Origin of the sequence: Amycolatopsis coloradensis (assembly GCF_037997115.1) — a bacterium.
Lineage (GTDB): Bacteria > Actinomycetota > Actinomycetes > Mycobacteriales > Pseudonocardiaceae > Amycolatopsis > Amycolatopsis coloradensis_A.
Genome location: NZ_CP150484.1, coordinates 7,414,340 through 7,431,066 on the forward strand (window position 1 = coordinate 7,414,340; position 16,727 = coordinate 7,431,066).

Here is a 16,727-nt window from a genome sequence, read left to right on the forward strand (position 1 = left end):
GGGTGGAACGATCTCCGTTTCGAGGCCGCGGCACATCGCCCGGCGGAACCGTCTTGTCCCCGCTACCCGGGTACCGCCGGGCGGCGAACCCGTACTCCGGTACTAGGAGTCGCTGCCCGGCACGATGAGCCCGGCCTCGTAGGCGACCACGACGGCTTGGGCGCGGTCACGGACGCCGAGTTTGGTGAAGACCCTGCTGACATGGGATTTCGCGGTCTGCTCCGCGATCACCAGCGCTCCGGCGATCTCGGCGTTGGACAGGCCGCGCGCGATCAGGCGGAGCACGTCGGTTTCCCGCGCGGTCAGGTCCGCCACCCGGGTGTTGCCCGCCTGCGCGGCGGCGTGGGTCCGGGTGAACTCACCGACCAGCCGTTTGGTGATCGCCGGCGCGAAGAGCGCGTTGCCCGCGGCGACCACCCTGACGGCCGTGACCAGGTCGTCCAGCGGAGCGTCCTTCAGCAGGAAGCCGCTGGCACCCGCCCGCAGCCCGCCGAACACGTACTCGTCGATGTCGAAGGTGGTGAGCATCAGCACGCGGATCTCGTGCCACCTCTCCACGATGCGCCTGGTCGCTTCGAGCCCGTCCAGCCCGGGCATGCGGACGTCCATCAGCACCACGTCCGGTGCCAGTTCGGCGCAGAGGGCGACGGCGGCGGCCCCGTCGGGCGCCTCGCCGACCACCCGGATGTCGTCCTGCGCGTCGAGCACGGCGCGGAAACTCTGCCGGACCATGGTCTGGTCGTCGGCGATGACCACCGTGATCACGGTTCCGAACGCCCCCCGTCGTCGAGTGGAACCGTCAGCGCGACCCGGAAACCACCGTCCGGTCTCACCCGCGCCTCGAGATCCGCCGCGAGCATAGCGGCCCGCTCCCGCATTCCCAGCAGCCCGTGACCGGTGCCGGTCTGCCCGGTTCGCAGCGGCCGCTCCCCTGGCCCGTTCTCGATCACCAGCCGGATCGACCGCGGGCCGGTCACGAGTTCGACGGACACCGGCGCGCCGGGAGCGTGCCGGATCGCGTTGCTGAGCGCCTCCTGCACGATCCGGCAGACCGACAGCGCGACCCCGGCGGGGACGGCGTCCAGGTCGCCGCCGACGTCGAGCTCGCACGGGGTGCCGACGGCCCGGACCCGCTCGACGAGTTCGGAAACCATCGCCAGCCCCGGCTGCGGGGCGATCAGGACCTCGCGGTCCTCCGAACGGAGGACACCGAGCAGTCTGCGCAGTTCGGTCAGCCCTTCGCGGGCCGTCCCGGCGAGGTCGGCGAACTCGCGCCACACGCCGTCGTCGACGTCGGCCTTGCCCGGGCCGGCGAAGCGGAATCGTGCCGAATCCGCCCGCAACGCGAGGACGGACATGTGATGGGCGACCACGTCGTGCAGCTCGCGCGCGATGACGGCGCGTTCCTCCAGCACCGCCGCCCGTCTTTCCTCGGCGATCCGGCGGTCTTGCTGCGCGACACGGGCTTCGTCGGCGAGGCGGCGCTGGCGGACGGTGTTGCCGAGGAAGAAGAGCGCGCCGGCCAGCACCGCGAGCAACGCCCCGTCCCGCCAATCGCGCAAGAAGGGCGCCATGACGGCGAACGAGATCAGCGCCACGCAGGTCAGTTCCCGCTGGTCGTTGCCCACCCCGACGAGGTAGAAGACGACGGCGGCGGCGAGCGCGAGGCCGGGAGACCACGGCCAGCTCCAGAACTGGACCATCTGCGGCAGCGTCGGCGGCGTCAGCACGATGCCCACGAGCAGCACCCGCCAGCCCCACAGCGGTGAACGGATCGCGAGCAGACAGGGCAGCACGCTGAGGACGACATTGAACGTCTTCACCGCGGGCGGTGCGGAAACGATCGCGAAGGTGAGGAAACCCGCCCACAGGCCGAATCCGGTGAGAGCGACGCGGCGCAGGGTGCGCAGCCCCGCCGAGCGCGTCGGCGGGGTGTCCGTGCCGGTGAACGCGACGTAGCGGAGGACTTCCCACCACTCACGCGGACGCTGTCGGTCGACCATCGAAGATCACCCTACACTCAGACGGTCTCACTCTGCGTAGTCACGCGTTCCTCGTATCCGGCCGCCTGCAAGCGGAACAGCTTCGCGTAGATCCCGTCCGCGGCGAGCAGGCTTTCGTGGTCGCCCGATTCGACGATCCGGCCGCGGTCCAAGGTGTAGATCCGGTCCGCCCCGCGCACGTTCGACATCCGGTGCGAGACGAAGAGGACCGTGCGCCCCTCGAACAGGTCGCGCAGCTTGTCGAACAGTTCCGCTTCCGCTTGGGCGTCGAGGGAGGCCGTCGGCTCGTCGAGGATGACGAACGGCGAATCGCGGTAGAACGCCCGTGCCAGCGCCAGGCGTTGCCATTGCCCGAGCGAAAGGTCGGTTCCGCCCGAGAACTCCGCGCCGAGCACCGTGTCGTATCCGTGGTCGAGACGCTCGGCGATCGTGTCGACGGCGGCGCTGCGCGCGGCTTCGGCCAGCCGCCGCGCCGGATCTTCCGCACCCGGCCTGCCGAACTCGATGTTGTCGGTGACCGTCAGCCGGTATTTGACGAAGTCCTGGAACAACACCGCCGCACGATCACGAAGGACCTCGGGCTCAAGAACGGGTTCCCCGTCGATCGACACCGTGCCCGTGCTCGGCGGGTACAGCCCCGCGAGCACCTTCGCGAGGGTCGTCTTTCCCGATCCGTTGGTGCCCACCAAGGCGACTATCCCGCCGGCGGGCAGGTCGATGTCCACCCCACGCAGCGTCGGCTCCGACGCGCCGGGATAACGGAAGCCGACGCCGCGGGCGGTGAGCGATCCCGACGACGCCCGCCGAGGTATTTCGGCCGCCTCCGCCGGTCGCGCGGCCGCGAAGAGCCGGAGATCCGCCAGGTAGAGGAGAACGTCGCCCAGCGCGGTGAACAGGAAGGTGATCGACTGCACCCGCGTGTTGAGCAGGAAGAGCCCCAGCAGGGCGGCGATGGCGGTGGGGACGTCGATCCCGCCGGAACCGACGTAGAGCCAGACGCCGCCGATGATCGCCACGGTGATCAGATCCCCGGCCAGCCTGGCGGCGATCTTGCGCTTGGCATGCCGTCGCTGCACCACCGTCGTGTCCGCGATTTCCTTTTCGTAGCAAGAATCCCAGCGGTCGAACAACGTCTTGCCGATACCGAACGCGCGGATCTCCTTCGCCTCGTCGCGGCCGGTCAGCAGGCGTTCGAGGTAGTCGCGGACACGGCGGTTCTCGGCGAGTGTCTCGTTGAGCCCGTAGCGCGCGTCGCGTTCCTGTTTGGCGGCACGGATCAACGGGATCGGCGCGAGCAGGCACAGCGGGAGCAGGATCCAGGTCATGGCCACGAAGGTGGCTCCGACCGCGATCAGGCTGAACGACGTCTGGATGATCGCGACAGCGGACGAGACCAGCGTGATCGGTTGCACGCGAGACGCGAAGACCGCGCGTTGGAGACGGTCGTAGAAGGCCGGGTCCTCGAAGGTCAGCAGATCCGTCTTCATCGTCGACCGCAGCACCAGGGAAAGGATGTGCCGATCCGTCTTGACCGCGAGAACGCGCTGCCACGACTGGGCGAGGCCACGGAAGGCACCGTTGATCGACATCAGCACCATGGCGGCCATCAGCAGCGGCATCAGGTTCGACCAGAGATCGGCGCGGCCGTCTCCGCCGAGGCCGCCCAGCAGTTCCTTCGTGAACAGCATCACGAGGCTGAGGGTGGCGGCGGAGAACAGCTGGTGGACCAGGATCGCGGTGAAGCGTCTCCGGTCGGCCGCCCAGATCAGGCGCAGCGCGAAGACCGCCGTGCCGGCGAGGCTTCTGGCCGAGAGCCCCTTCGCGGCGGTCATCGCCCGGCCGGGGTTCGTTCGAGCACGTTCGCCAGCCATTCGGTCTGGATCCGGCGCAGCCGATCATGGGTTTCGCGGTAGCGGAAAGTGTGGCCCTCGCGGGGGAACAAGGCGAGTCGGGCTTCTCCCCCGGCGGCGACGAGTCCCTGGTAGAACTCGACGGCCTGGTCGGGATGCGTCGCGGGGTTGGCGTCGTCGAGACCGTGCGCGATCAGGACCGGCCGCCGGATCCGGTCGGCGAACAAGAGCGCGCTGAAGGCGTGGTAGATCTCGGGAATCGCCCAATAGGGCCGTTTCTCGTACTGGAAACCGCCGCAAACGCGTGTCCTGTTGTAGCAACCGCTCTGCGCGATACCCGCCACGAGGGCGGGGAAGTGCGCCAGCGCGTAGAGGGCGAGCGTGGCCCCGAAGCTGTGCCCGGCGACGACGACCCTGTCACCGAGGTGTTCGAGACTCTCCCCGATGGTGCGCTCCAGTTGCCGGTGTACCTGTCCGAGGGTGACGTCACCGGGCCAATGCANCTCCCCGATGGTGCGCTCCAGTTGCCGGTGTACCTGTCCGAGGGTGACGTCACCGGGCCAATGCAAGGGCAGATCGAGGACGGCTTGACGGCAGTCCGCCCCCACGAACCCGTTCGGCGCGGGCGGCTCGGCCCGCAGCGGGCCGGACGTCGCTCGCAGCCAAAGCACCGTCGCGTCGACCTCGCCCGGCGGTGACACGGTCAGCGCCGCGTCGTGGAACCCCGTCGGAATCGTGACGACCCGTTCCGCGGACCCGGCCCGGGGAGTCCACGAAGGACGGACCGGACGCGGCCTCGGCGGCCTGAGCCCGGTGCTGGGTGCCAGCGGCTCCAAGCCCGCTTCGGTCAGCCTGCCGACCGCCCAGGCCAGCCGCCGGGCCCCGGTGCCCGCACGGGCGCTCGGCCGCAGACCGGAGACGTGGTCGACGAGCACGGAGCCGTCGGTCCCCCGCTCGAGGTGCCGCACCAGAAGTGCCTCGGGGAGCAACGGACGCCCGGTGCCGCGGTTCAGGTCGAGTTCGATCGCCCGCGCCCCCACCGCTGCCAGCAAGGCTTCGATACCGGGCTCGAAGGACACGTAGCCGGGGCCGGCGGCTTCGTAGACGAGCGGATCGGCCGGGGTCTCCGCCCCGGTCTTTTCGCTGTTCTCGGGGCAGAGCACCAGCAGGCGATCGCGGTCGAGCCAGCACAGGGGCGCGCCGGCGGCGTTACCGAACGTCGTGAGGGACGCGGCGACCCTGATCCCGTCCAGCTCGGTCACCGTGCGCGCGGCGCAATCCGCGATCCACGGGTGGATCCCGCCGGGACCGTGCGCCAAGCCTGCGAGCAGGGGGAGGCGCGGATGCCAGGCGTACCCGAAGCCGGTCGCCCGGGACACCGGCGGATGCCACTCGTCACCGTCGGGATACCGCACCACGACCGAGAGGGGTTCGGCGCGATCCACCGCGAGCCCCACCAGGTGCGGGTCGAGTTCGAGACCGCACCATTCGCCGAGGTCGCCCCGGTGGTCCGCCAGGCTCGGCCACTCGGGCAGCGTCGTCCGCACCGAGAGCGAGCCGTCGCCGCGCGGATGGTCGAGCGAGTGGCTAACCGGCATGGGTCCCTCCGGGGAGGCGCACCACGATGCGGTCGATGAGCGCCTTGACGTCGCCGATCCCCGCGACGGCCGAACACACCGGCTCCCCGGCGGCGTCGAGGCCGGTCGCGGACGGCACACCGAGACCTTCGAAACCCGCCGGGCGTTCGTCGCCGGGGTTGAGCACCACGGTGGTGATCGAGTCCCGGCGCGCCGGCTCCATCCGGTCGATCAGGGTGTGCAGCGACCGGCACGCCGGGCACGAGCCGGAAACGTAGAGACGCACCCCGAAGACGGGTTCCAGGCACGGTGGGGCGCCGTCGCCCTCGGCCGCCCGCCGGTCCCAGTGACGCAGCACGACGACGAGCACCGCCGAACCGGCGACGCAGCCCGCGAGCCGCGGCAGCGGCGAAGGTTCGGCGAGGAAGGGCAAAGCGGCGGCCGAGACGACCGCGCCCGCCAGGTTCGCGCCGATATGCGCGCTGCCGACGGAGGCGAGGCGCGCGGCTCCGAAACAGGCGCACTTCTGCCCGCGCAACTGATAGGCCACCACGGCGAGCACGGTGTAGGAGACCAGCCCCACCAAGGCGGCGAAACCGCCGGGCAGCGCGATGATCAAGGCCGCGGCGCCGATCTCTCCCACGCCGACGAGCCGGGGTCCGTGCGGGGCGGCGAGGAGACGGGAACCGTACGGCCACGACAGTTCGGCGGCGGGCACGAACAGTTTGGAGAGACCGGCGACCACCAGGGGCGCGGCCAGCAGACCGAACACGGCCTGGCCCAGTGCGGAGATCAACGGACGTCCTTTCGTTCGACCAGCCAGCCCGATTCGAGCAGGTCACGGGCGAAGCCGTCCTCCGGCTTCGTCTCCGGCGAGCCCAGCAGGTCCTGGACCACCACGGCCTGGGATTCGGTGCATTCGGCGAGTGCCAAGGTGGCGCCTTCGACCAGCACACCACCCCCGAACGGGAGCCGGGTGAACACGACCCCTTCGGCGAGTTCGTAGGTCATCGCTTCCTCAGCCACCTCTCCAGCCAGGTCAGGCGCAACAGCATCGGCGCGCGGTCCGCGGTCAGCACGGCGTCGTCGAGGATCCGGAGCACCGGCCGGATGTCGAGCAGTCCCAGGTCGGCGAGCACGCTGCCGTTCGAGAGTTCGATGGCGACCTTCTTGCGCTCGCGACGCAGGTGCCGGGCCGCGGCGGCACGCAGGGCGAACGCCGAAGACACCTCGCGCACGGGCCCGGTGCCTTTCGCGAGCGCCTCGCGCATCGGGACCTGGTTGACGAAGAGACCGTCACGGATATGGCCGAGGCGCCGCGAGTCGTAACCCGCGACCGACGCCAGTACCCCCGCGTCGAGACCGGGGACGATCGTCCGATCTCCCGCCACGGCCAGCGCCCCGTTCTCCCACAGCCGTGCCTGTGCCCGTCCGACCGGCGCGGGAAGGTGGTCCAGGTAGGCCCGCCAGAGTGCGCCCGTCGCCAGCTGTGCGGACTTGAGCGCTTCCCGTCCTTCTTCGGTGAGCCCCGGCAGACCGTGCCCGCCGTGACCGGTGGCGGGAGCGGTGAGACCCGGTTGCTCCTCGGCCGCACGGGCGGCCGCGGCGTTGGCGCCCCGGGTCTTGAGCGCGGCGAGCGCGGCGGCGACGTCGGGGAGCACACCGGTGGTGTGGAAAGGTTCGCAGGCCAGCAGATGCCGTCCACCGCGACCGACCTCGACCTCGGAAAGCGTCGTCGTGACCAGGCTTTCCAGCAGCGACCCCAGCACGAGCGGACGCCGCGCGAAACCCGTGAGGCGATCGACCAGATGGCGGCGCATCGCCAGTTCCGGGGTGGGCGGAGCCACTTCCTCCCCGGTGATCGTGTCCTGATCGAGTACCTCGGCCAGATCACAGGGAACGTGCTCGATCCGCTGCCCGGCGGGCGCCGGGAACGGCGGCCGGGGAGCGCCGCCGGCGTGGAAGAGCACGGGCGTGTGGCCGGCGGCACGCGCGCAGGTCGCGAGGAACGTCGAGGACAGGCCGCCGCTGAAGGCGATCCCGTAATCCCCGCCGAGTCCCTCGAGGTATCCGGTGACGGCTTTGTGCAGCGGCTTACGGGAGGGCACGACATCGGATCTCCGCTGCCTGACGGAAACGCCGTCGACGCCCAGGGTCAGGTACGAACCGACCGTGAGGCGGTACACGCCCGCCATCGGACTGCCGTCGGGAGGTTCGGGCAAGCCCTCGACGAGGGCGAGGAGCCGTCCGTGGTCGAGAGCGGCGTCGGATCGCGCTCGGAATGCCTCGACATCTTCGCTGAATTCGATGCGGCCGGCGCCGATCCGGTAGAAGATCTCCCGCGACGTCGGTTCCGGTCGGCCGATCTCGAATTCGGAGGCGGTGGAACGCACGGTCAGGCCGGCCCGCGGATCGATATCCCCGCCACGGCAGACGATTTTCCCGTCGTCCAGCTCTATTTGCCTCAGCATGGCCTACTCACCCCCGTTCGACTGGAAAACGACGACATACTCTTCGCGAACCGGGACAGAGGTGCTGACCACGGCCTCTTCGCAGGAAACCCACGCGAAGAAACTGGCAGGAGCCCTCGCCGGGACTATCTCGCGACCGAGATTGAACGACGCGGGCGCACCCATGGCACGCAGTCCGGCGGTGAGGAAAAGGGCGTCGTCGACGGGGTCGAGAAAGCCGAATCTCTTCCGCTGATAAGTACGCAATCGGGCGACGGCCCGGGTGAGGTCGAAACGTCCGGCGCGGCGTCCCTCGAGAGCGGGCCAGCGCTCGATACGATACCCACCCGCCGGATCACGGACGGATTCGACGAATTCTCCTGCCCGCCGCCCTGCTTCTTTTACTCTCACTGCCTTCATCTTTCCGTCACGGTACGTCCGGGAGAGGGGGCGCGGACCCGAGACCCGCGCCCCCCGTCAACTCACGTCAGGCTCGACCGGCTCAGATCTGCTGGCAGTGGAACCAGTTGCACAGGTGGCCGGGGCAGCACTGCGAGTCCCAGGCACAACCGTCACCCGGCATGCCACAGGCCTCCTCGACCACGGTCGGCTCCGCGTAGAGGTGCTGGAGCATTCCGTCGCCGAGCTTGGCACTGATAGTCACCTTGGGCATTATTTCCTCCTTTTCACATGAGGTACCGACGGTCGGACCCCAAGTTTTCAGGGCACGCCGAATAGAGTTCGGAACGTGCGCACACGAGACAGTGCGAAACGCGAATATGTCGGCGATAGCCGTGCTTACCCGGACACACCTTCGGACAAGGCGTGCATGGGCATGAAAGATCCCCAGTTCGTCATTGTGGCGCGCCTTCCCCAGTATCGGCGAGCACTGCACACGAGCGCCCGACGGCGCTCGTGCTTGCTTCCCCAGTAATTCTTTGTTTTCCGACCGGTGAATTCCCCGGCTTGCTTCCCCAGTACGTCTCGATTCAAGCTAGCACGCGGGATTGGCACCCGCAACAGAGTCGTTGTACCGATCTTCAGCGCAGGCATTACGACAGAATGCGCGCTTTGCGTGATCGGAAAATAAAAGGAACGCCCGCCGCGACAGTCTCCGCGGAAAGCGTATGACACGGAACGCCGACCCCCGAGGTCCGTCCGCGATCTTGACCGTATTGACCGGCTCCGCGAGCAGGCAACTATCCGGTGAAGAGTTCACCTGCTTGGAGCAAAGTCACTGAGCGTCCACTCGTCGCCGCGCTCCGTGATCCGGGCTCATCGGCGGAAGATCGCGTCGCACCCGGAGGGTGTTCCCTTGCGCGAGCCACCGGCGACGGCGCGAGGAGCCGGACTCGATAGTCCACTGTGGACGAATTATTCGTTTCGCCGCCAAGCACCAAGCACTGGCGGCCTCCCAGCACCACGCGGACTTCGTCGGCGAAGCCCGCGTGGTGCCTCGACGCCTGACTAGCGCCGGGTGAGGACGCGCTTGCCCAGCCAGCCCGCGTAGACGGCCAGACCCGCGAACCCGGCCTTCCGTGTGGGGCGGGCCGCGATCGCCAGGCCGATGGCGAGTTCGGTGGCGCCGTTGCGGTAGGTCCAGTTGCGGACGTCGTCGGCGAAGGCCATCTTCGTCACGGGTTCGAAGGCCGCCGGGGCGGCGAAGTGGGCGAGGCCGGTCGCGGCGATGCCGAGGCCGAGGAGCTTGGACATGGAGTGCCTTCCTTGTTCAGTCGAGGACGCCGGCGCGGCGCCAAAGACGACGGCTGGGGCCACCGATGAGGCCGATCTCGGTGAAGTGTTCGACGGCCTTGGCTGCCCACGCCGCCTTGGTCCGGCGCCAGTGCGGGTTCGCGGCGGCGGCCTGGCGGGCTTCGCGGGGGTCGAGTCCGACGGAGGTGTATGCCTTGGGGTGCAACAACTCCGACGTCGCGACGTAGGCCATCCCGGCGATCGCCCAGCGGATCAGTTCGCGGCCGACGCGGCCGTGACGCGCCCAGGCCCGGCTCAGTTCGTCCTTGGCGAAGCTGATGTGCCGTGCCTCTTCGATGACGTGGATACGCGAGATCATCCGGATCATCGGCTGCAGGTTGTCGTCGCGCATCATCTCGCGTTGCATGCCGTCGGCGAGTTCCTCGACGTAGATGGCGCCGGCGAACAGCAGCGCCGGGCCGCAGATAGCGCCGAACACCTTGCCCGCGCGGTGCGCCGTGCGGCTCGGGCGCCGGACGACGCCGCCGCTCTTCTCGATCGAGCGCGCGAACATGGTGCTGTGACGGCATTCGTCGGCGATCTCGGTGAGCGCGTACTGGGCGTTGTGCGTCGTCGGGTCGCTGTTGTAGACGTGGCGCACGAGGCCTTGCATGAGGATCAGCTCGAACCAGATACCCGACGCCGCCGCGGCCGCGGCCTCCTGACGGCTCAGCTCGGCGCGCTGGTCTTCGTCGAGACGTTCCCACAACTCCGTGCCGTACAGGGAACATCGCTCCGGCGCCTTGCCGTACGCCCCGTCGACGAGCGGCGCGAGCCAGTCGACGTCGACGTCCGGGTCGTAGGAGAGCCGCGCGGAGGAGCGCTGCAGGCGCTCGGCGACGCGTTCGCTTTCGGTGTTCGCGGTCATGACGACCTCCTCGGATCCTTGTGCTCGGGCAGCGGTCCGCCGCCGTCCGGGATGACCTGCCCGGAATCGCGGTAGGCCACCGCCTCGTGGAAACCATCGCGTTCGGCGAACTCCCGGAACCAGCGGCCTTCGGGGCTGTGCCGGGTGATGCCGTCGAAAAGCGTCGCGAGCGTCTGGGTGCCGGAAAGGCCCATGTTGTCGTAGGCCTGGTTGATCATCAGTTTCTGCATCACCAGCTGGTTCGTCGGCACGCCCGCCATCCGGTCGGCCAGTGCCTCGACTGCCGCTTCGAGCCGTCCGGGTTCCACCGCCTCGAGCGCGAGTCCCCATTCCGCCGCGGTGGCGCCGTCGATGGTGTCGCCGGTGAGCAGCATCCGCTTCGCCCGCTGAGCGCCGACGCGGTAGACCCACATCGCGGTCGTCGGGCAGCCCCACACCCGCGCGGGCGGATAGCCGATGCGCGCGTCGGTCGCCATGATCAGCACGTCGCACGACAGCGCGATGTCGCTGCCGCCGGCGATCGCGTGTCCCTGCACCTGGCAGACGGTGGGTTTCAGCGATCGCCACAGGCTGAAGAAGTCGTCGGTGTTGCGCTTCATCACCCGGTAGTCCTTGACCGGATCCCAGACCGGGCCCTGGTTCCAGCGGCCTTCGGCGTCGTCCTCGGCGAACTGCTTGAGGTCGTATCCGGCACAGAACGACCGGCCCTCGCCGCGCACCACGATCACCCGGACCGCGTCGTCTTCGTTCGCCAGCTCCACGGCTTGGCGGATCTCGCGCGGCATGACGTCGTTGATCGCGTTGAGCCGCTCGGGGCGGTTCAACGTCAGGTAGGCCTTCCGGTCTTCGACGCGGTACGTGAGCGTCTCAAACGCCATCGGAACCTCCCAGCGCACGAAGGGTGAACGTGACCAGCTGCGGGATCGTGTCCGGTCCGCTTTCCCCGGCCAAGGGGCCGACCAGCATTTCCGCGCCCGCGCCGACCAGCGCCGCGGCGGTCGCTTCCGCGTCCTGCGGAGGCAGCAGTCCCCTCGCCACGCCGTCGGCGATGTTCCTGGCGATGACCTCGCGGAACGCGCGGCGGAACACCAGGCGCTCGGCCTCCACCACGGCGTCGACCGGCTCGGCTAGCAGCGCGTACGCCAGCCTCGGCGCCTTCAACGCCCGCCCGGCGAAGGTCTCGATGACGGCGACCACGCGCTCGCGGACGTCGCCCTGGGACGCGGCGGCCTCGACGGCGTCGACCTCCCGGGAGACCACCTCGCGGAAGACTTCGACGACGAGGTCGGCCTTCGACGGGAACTGCCGGTACACGCTGCCTGTGCCGACGCCCGCCCGCGCGGCGACAGCGGCCATGGAGCAGCCCGCGTAACCGGTCTCGGCCAGCAGCGCGATGGCCGCGGCCAGGATCTCTCCTCGCTGCGAGTCCAGCCTGGCCTGTGTCTTCGGTGTCCGGCGGTACGGCATGGCAAGGAGTGAAGCACGGATTCCGCTCTTCAGTCCAGCTCTTCCCGGAACAGTTCGTGATCCACCGCGGTGGCCGTCACGAACCCCATGGCGGCCGCGGTCACCACGAACGTCATGCCCGACGGGCACGACTCCCGCCGCGCCAGGTCACCCGCGGCGTAGACACCCGGTACGCCGGTGAATCCGACGTCGTCGATCCGCACGGTGCCGTCGTCCTGGAGCACGCAGCCCAGTTTCCCGGCCAGCGGGTCGGCCTGCCGCGTGGTGGCGTGCACGAACACCGCCGCGCAGTCCACCGGCTCGCCTTCGCGGAACGCGACCCGTTCGGCTTCGTCCCCGGGCCCCTCCACACCGCGCACCGGCTCCGGGCGCACGCGCACAGCGCGCTTGCGCAGGAGCGCCTCATCCTCTGCGGACAAGGGGAAACCGTTGGCGCACAAGGTGACGTCCTGGCTCCATCGAGTCAGCTGAGCGGCGAACACGACGTCCTGCCGCCCCTCGGTGGCCAGGACGGCCAAGGGCCGACCCCGGAATTCCCAGGCGTGGCAATACGGGCAGCCGAGCACGCTCTTCCCCCAGCGCTCGGCCAGCCCCGCGATCCCGGGCAGGTCCTCGACCACCCCGGTGGCCAGCACGATCCGGCGAGCGTTCACCGGACCGCCGTCCTCGAACACGACCGTGAACCCGCCGCGATCGCCATCGACGGCGCGGACCCGGCCCTCGCGCAGGCGGATCTCCGGGTACTCCGCCAGCTGCTCGCGACCGGCGGCCCGTAACGCGTCCGGGTTCATCCCGTCGCAGGCCAAGAGCCCGTGCACCCCCGCGGCCGTCGAATTACGGCCCGCGCCACCGTCGACCACCAGCGCGCTGCGCCGGGACCGGCCGAGCACCAGCGCGGCGCTCAACCCGGCGGGTCCGGCACCGATGATCACCGCGTCATACCCGGTATCGCGCACGGCATGGCCTCTCTCTTCGGGAATCGGGGCAGCACCCGCATACCCGGGCCGCCCGCCGGGAAACCTGCTCCCGGCGGGCGCCACGCGCTCAATTCCGGTCGATGGTGAACGTGCTCGTCGTGTTCCGGATGTCCTCGGCGTTGTCGCTCAGGGTGAGCCCGGTGAACGTCGCCGAGCCGACGGCCGGGCCCTGTCCCGGTTCCGGCAGCTCGTTGACCCAGATCCCGATCCCCGACTTCGTGTCGAACTCGTCACCGCTGCGGTGCGCGCCGGTGATCGACACGTTCGTCAGCACCGTGTCCTCGACCGGGTTCTCCGGACGGCTTCCGGTGTACTTGGTCTGGAACATGATGCCACTGTATGTCGGGCTCTGGATGTCCACATCGGACACCCGGATACCACGGAACTCCTTGGAGGCGGAGAACATCCAGATCGCGGGGAACGTCTGCTGTCCCCAGAAATGGCCACCGGTGCGGACCAGTGACACGTTCTGGACGGTCGTCGGCCGCGGGCCGAACCCCAGGAACGGGTAGCCGAAGTCGAGCGAGCTGATCGTGATCCCCGAGTACGTCAGCGTGTCCGCGATGTAGAGGTTGCGGAAGGTATTGCTGTATCCGCCGTACACCGCCAGCCCCGCCGCACGCCACGGAAGCAGCACGGTCAGGTTCTCGAACACGTTGTCGTACTGGTTGCCCGCGTTGAGATCCGTGGCGGCGAACAACGCGAAACTGTCGTCACCGGTGGAGCGCGCCTCGTTGTTGGTGACCCGGTTTCCCGTGCTGCCGTTGGTGAAGTTGACCCCGTCGGCGAACATGTCGCGGATCCGCGAGTTCTTCACCGTCGTGTTGTCCACATTGGTCGCCCACAGCAGGCACATCTGGTGCTCCACCCAGATGTCGTCGATCGTCATGTTCGTGACGTTCGTGAAGTTGAAGACCTTGCCGGGACCGTCGATCCGGGACGTGTAGTTCCCGAACACGGCGAACCCGCCGAACGTCGAACCGCTCGCGCTCGCCTGCGCGTCGAACCCGATGTCGGTGTTCTCCTGCCCAGCCGGCGCAGTGAACCTCGTGAACCACGGCCCGGCGCCGAGCACCGTGATCGGCTTGCCGTACACGGTGACCTTGCTCGTCATCGGATACTGCCCCGGCGGAAGGAAGACGCCGGTGAGGTTCGGGTCCTGGCGGACCTTGTCCAGCGCGGCCTGCACGTCCTGCTGCGTGAACCCGGCCGGGACGGCGTAGCGCGCGGGGTCCGGGTTCGCGGCCGCGGTGGCCAGCTCGAAGTTCACGAAGTCGATGGCGTAGTTCAAGCCGTTGCCGTCGTCCTTCTGCAGCTTGATCTTGTGCCCGGCGGGCACTGTGGTGCCGAGCAGCATGCTGGCCTCGTCGTAGATATGGCGAGCGGGCCCGGCTCCCGGAGAGTTCTGCGGAGAGGCTTCGGGACCGTAAAGCCACGCGTGGCGCGAGGTCAAGTCGATGGCCTTCAGGAACGTGCCGTCGACGTAGACGTTCAGCGTCGAGTTCCGCCCGCCGCCACCCGCGGCGTCCGGCATCGAGAACCGGGTCACCAAGGTGTTCGTGGCCGCGCGGGTGGTGAACTCGACCGAGGAGCCGGTCGAATTCAGCGTCACGGCCTTGCGGCCCGACGCCTCCCCCGCGAGATCGCCGATCTTCCGGTTCGGGCCGATCACGGACGCGCCGCCGGCGACCACACCGTCTTCGGCCTCGTACATGTCGTAAGGCATGTTCGCGCCGCGGCCGACGAACAGCGCTTGCGTGCCGGTGTTGTTGCCCTGTTTGGCGGGCAGCTCGTTGGCGTCGTTCGCGACGACGGTCTTGACCGTGTACCGGCCGTTCCCGGCCGTCCAGGTGCCGACGTTCACCGGCGGCGCGGTGGCCCCGGCCGGGATCGCGCCGGTGTACGAGCCGGTGAGCGTCTTGACGACGGCGCCGTTCTGGTCGGTGATCGTCACCGTGACGCCGTGCGCGCCGCCCGCCGAAGCGACCGTTCCCTGGTTGCGCATCGTCGCGGAGAAGGTCACGGTGTCACCCGCCGTGGGGTTGTTCGGCGACCACGCGGTGGCCGCGACGAGGTCTGAGCTGGCCACCGGGCTGACGACGAGCGCCGTCGCGCCGGTGTAGGAGTTGTTGCTCTCGTCCTGCTCGACGACGGAGTTGGCCTCGTCGACCTTCGCGGTGAGCTGATGGCTGCCCGTCTCCCTGGTGCCGATGTCCGCCGACACCGTCGCGGACGCTCCGGCCGCGAGCGCGCCGACCTGCGCGGTACCGGCCTTCGCCGTGCCCAGGTAAAGGTTCACGTTCGTCGCCCCCGAGGCCGCCGTTCCGGCGTTGCGGACGGTCGCCGACACGGTGATCGCGTCGGTCTCCACCGGGTTCCGAGGCGACCAGGACACCCCCGAGACCGTCAGGTCGGGGTTCGGCGCGGGAACACCGAAGACCTGGAACTCCGCGGCCTGACCGCCGGGGGCTCCGGAGTTGGCGGTGATCCGCAGGCGGACGTCGGCGGCGCGGCCACCGGCCGGGATCGTCACGATGTTGCCGCTCGCGGGAGTGAAGGTGTACGTCTGCGCGGGCACCAATGTGGTGAACGCGGCCGCACCCTGGTCACGCCCTTCGACGGCGATCGTCTGCGTGCGCTGTGCCCACACGGGATCGGGGTTGAGCTTGACGACGATCCGGTCGAGGTCGGCGTTGGACCCGAGCGCGACGGTGAGCAGGTTCGGGTACGCCGCGCCCTCCCAATAGGTGGTCACGGAGTCGTCGTTGGCGTTGGCCGCGACATAACCGTGCTGCACCGAAGACGCCGTGATCGGCTTGCCCAGCGCGAGATTCGTCCCTGCCCGCGTACCGGTCCTCGTCACCGTGCCGCTGCTCGGCGACTGGTTGCCCGCCGCGTCGCGGGCACGCACGGAATAGGCGACCGTCGCGCTCTCCGGCTGGTCGTCGGTGTAGGTCAGGACGTCCCCGGTGACGCCGCCGCGCAGCTGCCCGTTCGCGTACACGTCGTAACCCGTGACTCCGGTGTTGTCGGTCGACGCCGACCACGTGAGCCGGATCTCGCCGCTCGACGGCTCGGTGTAGGAGAGATTCCCCGGCGCGGACGGCGGCTGCGTGTCCCCGCCCGCGGGACCGTGCACTTCGAACTCCGAGAGCTGGGCCGCGGGCCAGCCGGTGTTGGCGGTGATGTTCAGCCGTACGAACCGGATGTTCCCGGTGACGTCGAGGGTGACCGTGTTGCCGGTCGCGGGGTCGAACCGGTGCCCGTCCGACGGCACGAGATCGCTGAAGCTCGTGCCGTTCGCGCTGCCCTGCACCGAGAAGGTCTGCGTGCGGGCTTCCCAGCCCGACGGCAGTTTGAGCACGAGCCGGGCGATGGTCGTGGCCGCGCCGAGGNTGCGGGCTTCCCAGCCCGACGGCAGTTTGAGCACGAGCCGGGCGATGGTCGTGGCCGCGCCGAGGTCGGCCTGGATCCATTGCGGGAACTGGCTGTTCGTGCTTTCCCAGTAGGTGGCTTGGTTGCCATCCCCGATGTTCGAAACGGCGTAGCCGGCCAGCTGGCTGCTGGCGGTGTACGTCGCGTCGGCGGCTTCGGCGGCGGCAGGAGTCGCGAGGTTCGTTGGAGCTTCGCTCGCGGCTACGGCGGGTGGGGCCAGCAGAAGGGACAGGGCGGCGTACGTCAGAAGGCGCCTCGTTCTCATGACATTCCTCTGTTCCAGGAGGGGACTGAGCGGAATCTTCCTGACTCTTGTCATGTTCTTGCGCTTAAATGTTCAAGAATTAC

The 16,727-nt window shown here is 69.2% G+C and carries 14 protein-coding genes; all 14 read right to left on the reverse strand.

The window, feature by feature from the left end:
• Positions 1-102: 102 nt before the first annotated feature.
• The 14 genes from LCL61_RS34520 to LCL61_RS34585 all read right to left on the reverse strand — a co-directional run bounded on the left by LCL61_RS34520 (position 103) and on the right by LCL61_RS34585 (position 16,644).
• Positions 103-765 carry a response regulator transcription factor gene (locus LCL61_RS34520; protein WP_340683625.1) on the reverse strand — a complete coding sequence of 221 codons (663 nt, stop codon included), beginning with the start codon at positions 763-765 and terminating at the stop codon, positions 103-105.
• Entirely contained in the window at positions 762-2,003 is a 1,242-nt protein-coding gene (locus tag LCL61_RS34525; RefSeq protein ID WP_340683626.1) for a sensor histidine kinase, read from the reverse strand. The genes LCL61_RS34520 and LCL61_RS34525 overlap by 4 nt, the downstream gene beginning before the upstream one ends.
• Before the next feature lie 17 nt (positions 2,004-2,020).
• Positions 2,021-3,835, reverse strand: coding sequence for an ABC transporter ATP-binding protein (locus tag LCL61_RS34530; RefSeq protein WP_340683627.1), 1,815 nt, complete (start codon positions 3,833-3,835; stop codon positions 2,021-2,023).
• A complete protein-coding gene (locus tag LCL61_RS34535; protein ID WP_340683628.1) occupies positions 3,832-5,451 on the reverse strand; it encodes an alpha/beta hydrolase family protein in 1,620 nt (539 codons plus the stop codon). The genes LCL61_RS34530 and LCL61_RS34535 overlap by 4 nt, the downstream gene beginning before the upstream one ends.
• The gene (locus tag LCL61_RS34540; RefSeq protein WP_340683629.1) at positions 5,441-6,226 is read right to left on the reverse strand and encodes a hypothetical protein; all 786 of its coding nucleotides are present in this window, start codon (positions 6,224-6,226) and stop codon (positions 5,441-5,443) included. The genes LCL61_RS34535 and LCL61_RS34540 overlap by 11 nt, the downstream gene beginning before the upstream one ends.
• A complete protein-coding gene (gene adfB / locus LCL61_RS34545) occupies positions 6,223-6,441 on the reverse strand; it encodes an actinodefensin-associated protein B (RefSeq protein WP_340683630.1) in 219 nt (72 codons plus the stop codon). Before adfB ends, LCL61_RS34540 begins: the two co-directional genes overlap by 4 nt.
• Positions 6,438-7,901 (reverse strand): hypothetical protein, encoded by a 1,464-nt coding sequence (locus tag LCL61_RS34550; protein ID WP_340683631.1) that lies wholly within the window; start codon positions 7,899-7,901, stop codon positions 6,438-6,440. The genes adfB and LCL61_RS34550 overlap by 4 nt, the downstream gene beginning before the upstream one ends.
• A gap of 481 nt (positions 7,902-8,382) precedes the next feature.
• Positions 8,383-8,553: a hypothetical protein gene (locus tag LCL61_RS34555; protein WP_158509147.1), complete on the reverse strand. Its 171-nt coding sequence runs from the start codon at positions 8,551-8,553 to the stop codon at positions 8,383-8,385.
• Between the two features lie 794 nt (positions 8,554-9,347).
• A complete protein-coding gene (locus LCL61_RS34560) occupies positions 9,348-9,593 on the reverse strand; it encodes a hypothetical protein (RefSeq protein WP_340683632.1) in 246 nt (81 codons plus the stop codon).
• A 16-nt stretch (positions 9,594-9,609) separates the two neighbouring features.
• A complete protein-coding gene (locus LCL61_RS34565) occupies positions 9,610-10,500 on the reverse strand; it encodes a diiron oxygenase (RefSeq protein WP_340683633.1) in 891 nt (296 codons plus the stop codon).
• Entirely contained in the window at positions 10,497-11,378 is an 882-nt protein-coding gene (locus LCL61_RS34570) for a crotonase/enoyl-CoA hydratase family protein (protein ID WP_340683634.1), read from the reverse strand. The genes LCL61_RS34565 and LCL61_RS34570 overlap by 4 nt, the downstream gene beginning before the upstream one ends.
• Positions 11,368-11,967: a TetR/AcrR family transcriptional regulator gene (locus LCL61_RS34575; RefSeq protein ID WP_340683635.1), complete on the reverse strand. Its 600-nt coding sequence runs from the start codon at positions 11,965-11,967 to the stop codon at positions 11,368-11,370. Before LCL61_RS34575 ends, LCL61_RS34570 begins: the two co-directional genes overlap by 11 nt.
• Positions 11,968-11,996: 29 nt before the next feature.
• Positions 11,997-12,923 (reverse strand): NAD(P)/FAD-dependent oxidoreductase, encoded by a 927-nt coding sequence (locus LCL61_RS34580; protein ID WP_340683636.1) that lies wholly within the window; start codon positions 12,921-12,923, stop codon positions 11,997-11,999.
• Positions 12,924-13,011: 88 nt separating this feature from the next.
• Positions 13,012-16,644: a discoidin domain-containing protein gene (locus LCL61_RS34585; protein WP_340683637.1), complete on the reverse strand. Its 3,633-nt coding sequence runs from the start codon at positions 16,642-16,644 to the stop codon at positions 13,012-13,014.
• Positions 16,645-16,727 lie beyond the last annotated feature (83 nt).

Excerpts from the sequence above, each read along its gene's own strand:
- LCL61_RS34525 (WP_340683626.1), bottom strand. The coding sequence starts at position 2,003 with ATGGTCGACCGACAGCGTCCGCGTGAGTGGTGGGAAGTCCTCCGCTAC.
- LCL61_RS34530 (WP_340683627.1), bottom strand. The coding sequence starts at position 3,835 with ATGACCGCCGCGAAGGGGCTCTCGGCCAGAAGCCTCGCCGGCACGGCG.
- adfB (WP_340683630.1), bottom strand. The coding sequence starts at position 6,441 with ATGACCTACGAACTCGCCGAAGGGGTCGTGTTCACCCGGCTCCCGTTC.
- LCL61_RS34550 (WP_340683631.1), bottom strand. The coding sequence starts at position 7,901 with ATGCTGAGGCAAATAGAGCTGGACGACGGGAAAATCGTCTGCCGTGGC.
- LCL61_RS34555 (WP_158509147.1), bottom strand. The coding sequence starts at position 8,553 with ATGCCCAAGGTGACTATCAGTGCCAAGCTCGGCGACGGAATGCTCCAG.
- LCL61_RS34560 (WP_340683632.1), bottom strand. The coding sequence starts at position 9,593 with ATGTCCAAGCTCCTCGGCCTCGGCATCGCCGCGACCGGCCTCGCCCAC.
- LCL61_RS34565 (WP_340683633.1), bottom strand. The coding sequence starts at position 10,500 with ATGACCGCGAACACCGAAAGCGAACGCGTCGCCGAGCGCCTGCAGCGC.
- LCL61_RS34570 (WP_340683634.1), bottom strand. The coding sequence starts at position 11,378 with ATGGCGTTTGAGACGCTCACGTACCGCGTCGAAGACCGGAAGGCCTAC.
- LCL61_RS34575 (WP_340683635.1), bottom strand. The coding sequence starts at position 11,967 with ATGCCGTACCGCCGGACACCGAAGACACAGGCCAGGCTGGACTCGCAG.